At 65.2% G+C, this 7,529-nt stretch carries 7 protein-coding genes; all 7 read right to left on the bottom strand.

The genetic code is table 11. From position 1 onward, the window contains the following. Window positions 1–475: 475 nt before the first annotated feature. A complete protein-coding gene (locus ABS769_RS21840; RefSeq protein ID WP_317063289.1) occupies window positions 476–967 on the bottom strand; it encodes a transcriptional repressor in 492 nt (163 codons plus the stop codon). A 15-nt stretch (window positions 968–982) separates the two neighbouring features. After that, the gene (gltX, locus tag ABS769_RS21835; RefSeq protein ID WP_317063290.1) at window positions 983–2,386 is read right to left on the bottom strand and encodes a glutamate--tRNA ligase; all 1,404 of its coding nucleotides are present in this window, start codon (window positions 2,384–2,386) and stop codon (window positions 983–985) included. 67 nt (window positions 2,387–2,453) lie between these two features. Further along, the gene (locus ABS769_RS21830; RefSeq protein ID WP_317063291.1) at window positions 2,454–3,545 is read right to left on the bottom strand and encodes a DUF3616 domain-containing protein; all 1,092 of its coding nucleotides are present in this window, start codon (window positions 3,543–3,545) and stop codon (window positions 2,454–2,456) included. 21 nt (window positions 3,546–3,566) lie between these two features. Then, window positions 3,567–4,451 carry a carbon-nitrogen hydrolase family protein gene (locus ABS769_RS21825; protein ID WP_317063292.1) on the bottom strand — a complete coding sequence of 295 codons (885 nt, stop codon included), beginning with the start codon at window positions 4,449–4,451 and terminating at the stop codon, window positions 3,567–3,569. A 58-nt stretch (window positions 4,452–4,509) separates the two neighbouring features. Next, complete coding sequence (locus tag ABS769_RS21820) at window positions 4,510–5,112, bottom strand: GNAT family N-acetyltransferase (protein WP_317063293.1); 603 nt, start codon at window positions 5,110–5,112, stop codon at window positions 4,510–4,512. 43 nt (window positions 5,113–5,155) lie between these two features. Then, a complete protein-coding gene (locus ABS769_RS21815; protein ID WP_317063294.1) occupies window positions 5,156–5,578 on the bottom strand; it encodes a hypothetical protein in 423 nt (140 codons plus the stop codon). A gap of 7 nt (window positions 5,579–5,585) precedes the next feature. Further along, window positions 5,586–6,905: a cell envelope integrity protein CreD gene (creD, locus tag ABS769_RS21810; RefSeq protein ID WP_317063295.1), complete on the bottom strand. Its 1,320-nt coding sequence runs from the start codon at window positions 6,903–6,905 to the stop codon at window positions 5,586–5,588. Window positions 6,906–7,529 lie beyond the last annotated feature (624 nt).

Raw genomic sequence — 7,529 nt, 5'->3', positions numbered from 1 at the left:
GGACACGCCGCAAGTACGTCCATGTAGGCTCTTACGCGGCATCCATGCCGCGTAAGGTCCCGCGACGGTGGGCGGGCAAGGACCAGTCGAGATGGTCGGTGTGCATAGTGCAAGCAATGCGTGACGTGCGTTGCTTAGATAACGGCGTGTCCGATCATCTTCTCAATGCAGTCAAAGCAATGGGCAGGCTCTCAACAAAGCAACCTACAAACTCTCTGGTGCGGTGTCCTCACCGATTGCGGGACCGTGTGCGGCATGGATGCCGCCACCGAGCCCCCAGGGACGGGTTCACGGCGTGTCCCGCGAGCGGTGAGGGCACCGCGCATTCGACCCACTCAGTGTTTGATCTGGACGTCTGACTGCATCCACCAAGATGACGGCCGACAAAACCCCTGCACTCACTGACAGGCGCCCGCTCGCTAGGTTTTGTTAGCCGCTCTAGGTGAACCGCCCTGCGCTTGCCTGGCGATCCTTACTAGGCCACCGCGCACTTGGCGCACAAGCCATGCACTTCCAGCGTCTGCGCCTGCGGCTGGAAACCCAGCGCCTTGGCGCGGGCTTCCAGTTGCGAGACCACGTCGCGGTCTTCCAGCTCCACCGCGCTATGGCAGCGGTCGCAGATCAGGAACGGCACCGAGTGCTGGGCGCTGTTGGGGTGGTGGCAGGCGACGAAGGCGTTGACCGATTCGAGCTTGTGCACGAAGCCGTTGGCCATCAGAAAATCCAGCGCGCGATACACCGTGGGCGGGGCGTCGGCGCCGACGCCCTTGCCTTCGCGCACCCAGTCCAGCAGCTCGTAGGCCTTGACCGGCTTGCCGGCATCGGCGATCAGCCGCAGCACATTCGCGCGGATCGGCGTCAGCCGCAGGCCGCGCTCGCTGCACGCACGCTCCACCGCGCGCACGAAGCCGTTGGCGTCGTCAACGTGGTGATGCGGTGCAGTGCAGGCGTGTTCGTTGGTTTTCATCACAGGCTCCGGCGGTCAGCCCGCTCCTATCTTGATGAGTGCCGCATCGATGCGTTTCAAGGCGCCCTCGCGGCCGGCCAGGTACACCGTCTGCGAAATGTCCGGGCTCACCTGGGTGCCGGTGATGGCCACACGCAGCGGCTGGGCGACCTTGCCCATGCCCAGTTCCAGCGCGGCGGCCGCATCGTGCAGCGCGGCCGAGACACTTTCCACACTCCACTCGCTGACCCCGGCCAGCAGTTCGCGCGCCTTGCCAAGCGGTATTTCGGCGCCCAGCTTGAGATGCTTGATCACCGCGGCTTCGTCATAGGTTTCCAGCGGCTGGTACCAGACCACGGCTTTTTCGGCCATTTCCTTCAAGGTCTGCACGCGCTCGCGCAGCGCCACCACCACATCGGCGGCGGCCGGGCCGGCAGCGACATTGATGCCGAGCTTGGCCAGCTGATATTCCAGCTGCGGGGCGATGCTGGCCGGGTCGTCGGTTTTGAGGTAATGCTGATTGACCCAGCCCAGCTTGGCCATGTCCAGCCGCGCAGCCTTGGAATTGACGTCCTTGACGTCGAACAGGTCGAGCAATTCCTGCTGGGTGAACAACTCCTGGTCACCGTGCGACCAGCCCAGACGCGCCAGATAATTGATCAACGCATGCGGCAGATAGCCGGCGTCCCTGTACTGCATCACGTCGGCCGCGCCGGTGCGCTTGGACAGCTTGGCGCCCTGCTCGTCCAGGATCATCGGCATGTGCGCGAACTTGGGCACCGGTGCGCCCAGCGCTTCGTAGATGTTGATCTGGCGCGGGGTGTTGTTGATGTGGTCGTCGCCGCGGATCACCTCGGTGATGCCCATGTCCCAGTCGTCCACCACCACCGCGAAGTTGTAGGTGGGGAAGCCGTCCGGGCGGAAGATCACCATGTCGTCGAGCTCGCTGTTGGCGATCTCGATGCGGCCCTTGATCAGGTCGTCGAACACCACCGTGCCGGCTTGCGGATTCTTGAAGCGGATCACCCGGTTGGGGTCGTCGCGATACGGCAGGTTCTGCTCGCGGGCGGCGCCGTTGTAGCGCGGTTTTTCCTGCCTGGCCATCGCGGCCTCGCGCATGGCGTCGAGCTCGGCGCGGGTTTCGTAGGCGTAGTAAGCCTTGCCTTGCGCCAGCAGCTGCTCGGTGACCTCCTGATAGCGGGCCACGCGCTGGGTCTGGTAGATCGGGCCTTCGTCGTAGCCCAGGCCCAGCCACTCCATTGCCTCCAGGATGGCGTCGATCGCCTCCTGGGTGCTGCGCTCACGGTCGGTGTCTTCGATGCGCAGCACGAACTGCCCGCCGCGGTGGCGTGCCTCCAGCCAGCAATACAGGGCGGTGCGGGCGCCACCGATGTGCAGGTAACCGGTGGGGCTGGGGGCAAAACGGGTGCGGCAGGTCATGGAGCGCTCGGCGAAACGGGTGTCGGCCGATTTTACCTTGCGCAGCGCAGACCTGCCCGCTTGCGGCTCAGCGGTTGCGCAGCAGGTCGCCGTAGACCACGCAATTGCCACCGCTGCGCGCCGGGCCTGGCGCGTCGTACAGCACCAGCCAGCTGGGCGTGTTGCCGGCCAGGTGTTTGGGAAGATTGCAGATCGCCTCGGCACGGTCGCTGTCGGTGCCATGCGGCAGCACCGCCGATTCCAGCAGGTCGTGCTGAAAGCGCACCGGTGCCTGGTTGGCGGCCAGCGCTGCGCGCGCGTCCGGCCATTTGAACAGGCGGATTTCGCCGTTCAGCACCATGGTCGGCCCGGCCAACAGGTACAGATCGTCGCCGGAATAATGCAGGTCGCGGATGCCCAGCCCGCCCAGTTGCAGGAAGTGCTTGCGCAACAGCGTGCCGTCTTCGTCCAGCGGCGCCAGGCGTAGATGATCACCATGCGCCTCGACCCGGATCTCCAGCATTGCCGACCAGCCGCGCAGCACCGGCCCACGCAGGCCCAGCAACAAGCGCTGGCCGTCCACCACGATGCCTTCGATATCGAAGCCGTTGTCCTTGCCCGGGATCTTCAGAAACGGGCCGAAATGCGGGTCATCGGCCAGCAGGTCGGTGAGCTGGTTGTGCTTGGCATCGCCCTTGAGTCGCAGCGCGCGACGGCCGTCGGCGGCTTCGCGCACCAGTCGCGGGGTGCCGTCGGCATCGCGTTCGATCGGCAGACAGGCCAGCAGGCGGCGGTTGGCATCGAGTTTGAGCTTGGTCAGGCGCTTGGCGTTTTCGGCATCGTCGCGACTGCGTTTGGCGTTCTTGCGCTTGAGCCCATGCGAGCCGATCACCCACAGAAATCCATCCGACAGCGCCATGCCTTCCAGATCCGCCTCCTCGGCCGCCTCGCCCGGCAGATCCAGCAGCTCGGCCAGCGCAAAGCTCTGCCCTTCACCGAAGCGCAGCGTCTCGCGCTGCACGGGATCGAGCTTGCGCAGCCGATCCACCGCGCAGGCTTCGTCGCCGGCCACCCACAGCCAGTCGTCGGTGAAGGCCGCGCCGGACAGATTGCTGTGCACCAGCGCGCCGGGCGCGAATTCGAGCCGGACGCTGTGCGGAATCAGGGTTTTCTTGGTCATGGGAACCTGGTGGGTAATAGGTCAGTCGAACCCGGCCAGCTTGGCACGCGCTACGTGAGCGGCCAACTGCCCGTGCCAATCGCGATCGTTGGCGACTTGCGCGTGTGCGCGGCTGGCTTCGAAGGCATCGAAGTCCAGCTCCGCATACGCCCACACCGCATCGCCGTGCGTCTGCGCCAGCACGCCATCGGCCGGGAAGCCGACATCCATCGGCGCGAACACCGCCGCCTCGCCAGTATTGACGTCCAGTGCCGGGCTCCACGGCGCCTCGCCGGCGGTGACCGATTGCGCGACGAACACGCGGTTTTCCAGCGCGCGCGCCAGGCAACCGATGCGCACCCGCATCGCGCCGGCGGCGGTGTCGGTGCAGCTGGGCACGATCAACAGCCGCGCACCTGCTTCGTATTGCGCACGCACCGGCAGCGGGAACTCGCTGTCGTAGCAGATCGCGATCGCCGCGCGCACGCCGTCCAGCTCGAACACCTTCAGCGCATCGCCGGGCTCGATCAGCCCGGTGGCCTTTTCGAAGCCGGTGAGTTGCAGTTTGTCCTGCCAACCGTGCCGGCCCTCGGGCGTAAACCAGTCGCTGCGATTGCGGTAGCGGCCCTGGCCCAGATCAAGCAGAAAACTACCGGCAATCAGATGCACCTGATGCTGCCGCGCCAATCCGGAAAACAGCTCCAGCCACGGCGCACGCAGCGCCTGGATCGCCGCCAGCGACTCCGGCAAACCGGCAGAAACATGCGTGCCGAAGGTTGCGCCCAGCTCCAGCGCCAGATATTCCGGCAGTACCAACACACGTGCGCCGGTAGCGGCGGCCTCACTCACCAACACGGATTGACGCGCGGCGAACGCAGTGAAATCGGCGGGTTTGCCGATCGGGTATTTGGCGACGGCGATTTTCATCTGGTGGCCTTGCTGCGATTGATCGGAAGGTGCGACGTGGCGAGGCGCTCGTTGGCAATCATGACGACACCGCACGCGTCCACACGCTCAAGCTGTGGTCGATCTCGCCGTGTTGCAACTCCGCCCATGCCAACTGCACGCGCATCTGCGGTTGCGGCGCATAGCCGCGCTTGCGCCAGAACACATCGTTGGGCCGGTAGTCGGCCGGTTTGCGCGGATCGTCTTCTGCACGTTCCACCGAGCAAAACGCAGTGAGCGCAAATCGGCCCAGCGCGCGTGCATGCGCTTCGCGCCGGTCGAAAAAGGCATGACCGATCCCCTGCCCGCGATACGCCGGCAGCAACACCGACTCGCCGAAATAGAACACGCTGGCCGGGTCGATGCCGGCCGCGCGAAACGGCACGTGAAAGGCCTCGCTGTCGTCGAGCAACGGCAAACCGGTAGAGGCACCGATTACCGCATCGCCATCGCGTGCCAGCACGAACACGCTATCCGGCGAGGCCGCATACGCAGCCAGATAACCGCGTTCGTAATCGGCATGGCCGTCATACAGATACGGCCATGCCCGGAACACCGCGATGCGCAGCTGCGCTACCGCATCCAGATGCGGCAACACGTCCGTGCCGCGCACCGTTTCGACGATCAGGGAGGAACCAGTCATGCCTGCATGGTAAGCGAGCCTGGCGCGCCTGCCACATTGAGCCTCACCGCAGCCAACGGCCGTGGCCCGGACCCGCCGCATCGGGTTGCTGCCACAACAACCACACCGCCGCCTCGTCGGCGGCCAGCAGCACCCCGAGCAGTGCATCGGTACTGCGCGCCCAATAGCTGCCGTTGTTCAGCCGCTGCCATGGCCCGTAGCTGCGCATCGGCGCCTTGCCAGGCTGCACTTTGTGCTGCTGCGCCGCCTGCAAAAAACCAGCTCCGCCCGTGCGCAGCGCCTGCGCAGTGGCTGCATGCAGGCGCAGGCCGATCACGCCGCCGCGCCCCTCACGGCCGAGCGGCAACGCCGACAACGGCGAACATTCCCAACATTGCAGTGGCGCTGCGGGAAGCAGCGCCACCGTGTCGATCCCGGCGGGCAGCAAACGCTGCGCCCGCCGGTGCACCTGTGCGTGAGCGAGCATGCCGGCCTCAGCGCAGGCTGTTGCCAAGCTCGTACCAATCGAGCTTGCGGGTGACCCACATGATGCTGGCCAGGATGCCGAACAACAGCAACGATCCCATCAGCAGCGCGTTGTCTTCGGAAACAAGCAGGCTGTAGAGCACGCCATACAACGCGGTGAGCATCACCGAGAACCCCGCTGCACGTGCCCAGCTACGCAGCACGCCGGACAGGTAGAAGAACTGCAGCCCGATACACGCCGCGGCCGACACCAGATACGCCTGCCAGAACGCGATGTGCTCGGAAAGGCTCAACAACAGCAGGAAGAAGATCGCCAGCGCCAGACCCACCAGCAGGTATTGAAGCGGATGAATCGGCAAGCGCTTGATCAACTCGAACAACACGAACGCCACAAACGTCAGCACCACGAACAGGATGCCGTACTTGCTGGCGCGGTCGGCCTGGGTATACACGTCCACCGGGTCGACCAGGCGCACTTCCAGCGTATCCAACGACGATTGGCTGGACTGCAACTGCGTCTGCGCACCGGTGGCCAGCGACGACAGCGACCAGCTGGCATCGAAGCCCTTCGGCCCGATGCTCGGCGCGTTCGGCAGGAAGCGGCCGCCGAAAGACGGGTGTTGCCAGCTGGAACGCAAGGCGATCTCGTTGTTGTCGGCGATCGGTGCGATGGCCAGCCGGCGCGTGCCATCCAGCACGAACTGCATGTCCACCACGTTGCCGTCCTGCACGCGGCCGGCAACCGGGTCGGCCAGCGGGCTCAGTTGGGCATGGATCCCTGCCGAGCGATCGGCCAATGCGCCTGCGCCGCTTTCCAGTGCCAGCGTGCGCCCATCCACCTGCAGGCGTGGCGTGCCCACCAGCCCACGCACATCGGAAATGCCCACCGCCAGGTGCGGCTGGCCATACACGCGGGTCGGCGCGGCGACGTAGTCAAACGGTGCGTACTCGGCATGCAGGGTCGCTTTCCAGGAATACACCTGCACGCGATACAGGCCCACTTCGCGCACCGAGGGCACCATCTCGCCGCTGAGTTTCAGGCTGCGCGGGGTCTGCAGCAGCACGCCTTCGCGCTTGCGCCACACCTTGCGCTGATTGCCCTGCTCGTCCGGCTCGGTGACCTGCACGTCCTCGGTATACGGCAGCACCCGCACCGGCGCGATGAACTGCTGCTCGCCCGCCTTGCTCTGCGCCACCCGCTCCACCGCTTCGTCGCGGTAGCGGGCGCGGTCCTGCACGGCGCCGCGGATCAACAGCAACGGAATCAGCAGCAGCAGGATCAGCCCGCCGATGGTGGCGAACCGCAACAACAGTTTCAGGGATTTCATCGGCCATCCTCATTCTTGGAGGTGGCCAGGGTGCGATGCGCGGGTGTGGAGGGTTTGAGGCGAATTTGAAGCGAATGTGAAGTGGGCAATCAGCTGGCGAATCGTCGTGCATTGCTGCAATTAGAGGGGCTAACAAAAACTGGCAAGCGCTCGCCTGGGTCGAGGGCGCGGTGCCCTCGCCGCTCGCGGGACACGCCGTAAACCCATCCCTGGGGGCTCGGTGGCGGCATCCATGCCGCCACACGGTCCCGCAATCGGTGAGGACACCGCGCCAGAGAGTTCGTAGGTAGTTTGATGAAAGCCTACCTGTTGATCGCGTTACGTTTTGCGTTGCAAAGCTGATGGGCCGCAGCGTTGTTCAAATAACACACCATGCCTTGCTTGCAACCATGCGCACCGACCATCTCGACTGGTCCTTGCCCGCCCACCGTCGCGGGACCTTACGCGGCATGGATGCCGCGTAAGAGCCTTATCTGTTCGCAATCTGGCAGATTAGGTGTCGAGAGCCGGCGTGGGCCACCGTGAGAGCCTGGATCTCAGCGATCGCCGTGTAGCTTGGTACCCACGCCGGATTCTCCCTTGATTCGCCCGAACAGTTGCCCGAGGTGACACTCGAAACGATAA

Origin of the sequence: Xanthomonas hortorum (genome assembly GCF_040279205.1) — a bacterium.
Classification (GTDB): Bacteria; Pseudomonadota; Gammaproteobacteria; order Xanthomonadales; family Xanthomonadaceae; genus Xanthomonas; species Xanthomonas hortorum_F.
The sequence above is the reverse complement of the archived record's forward strand: the minus strand, read 5'-3'. Positions and strand labels throughout refer to the sequence as shown.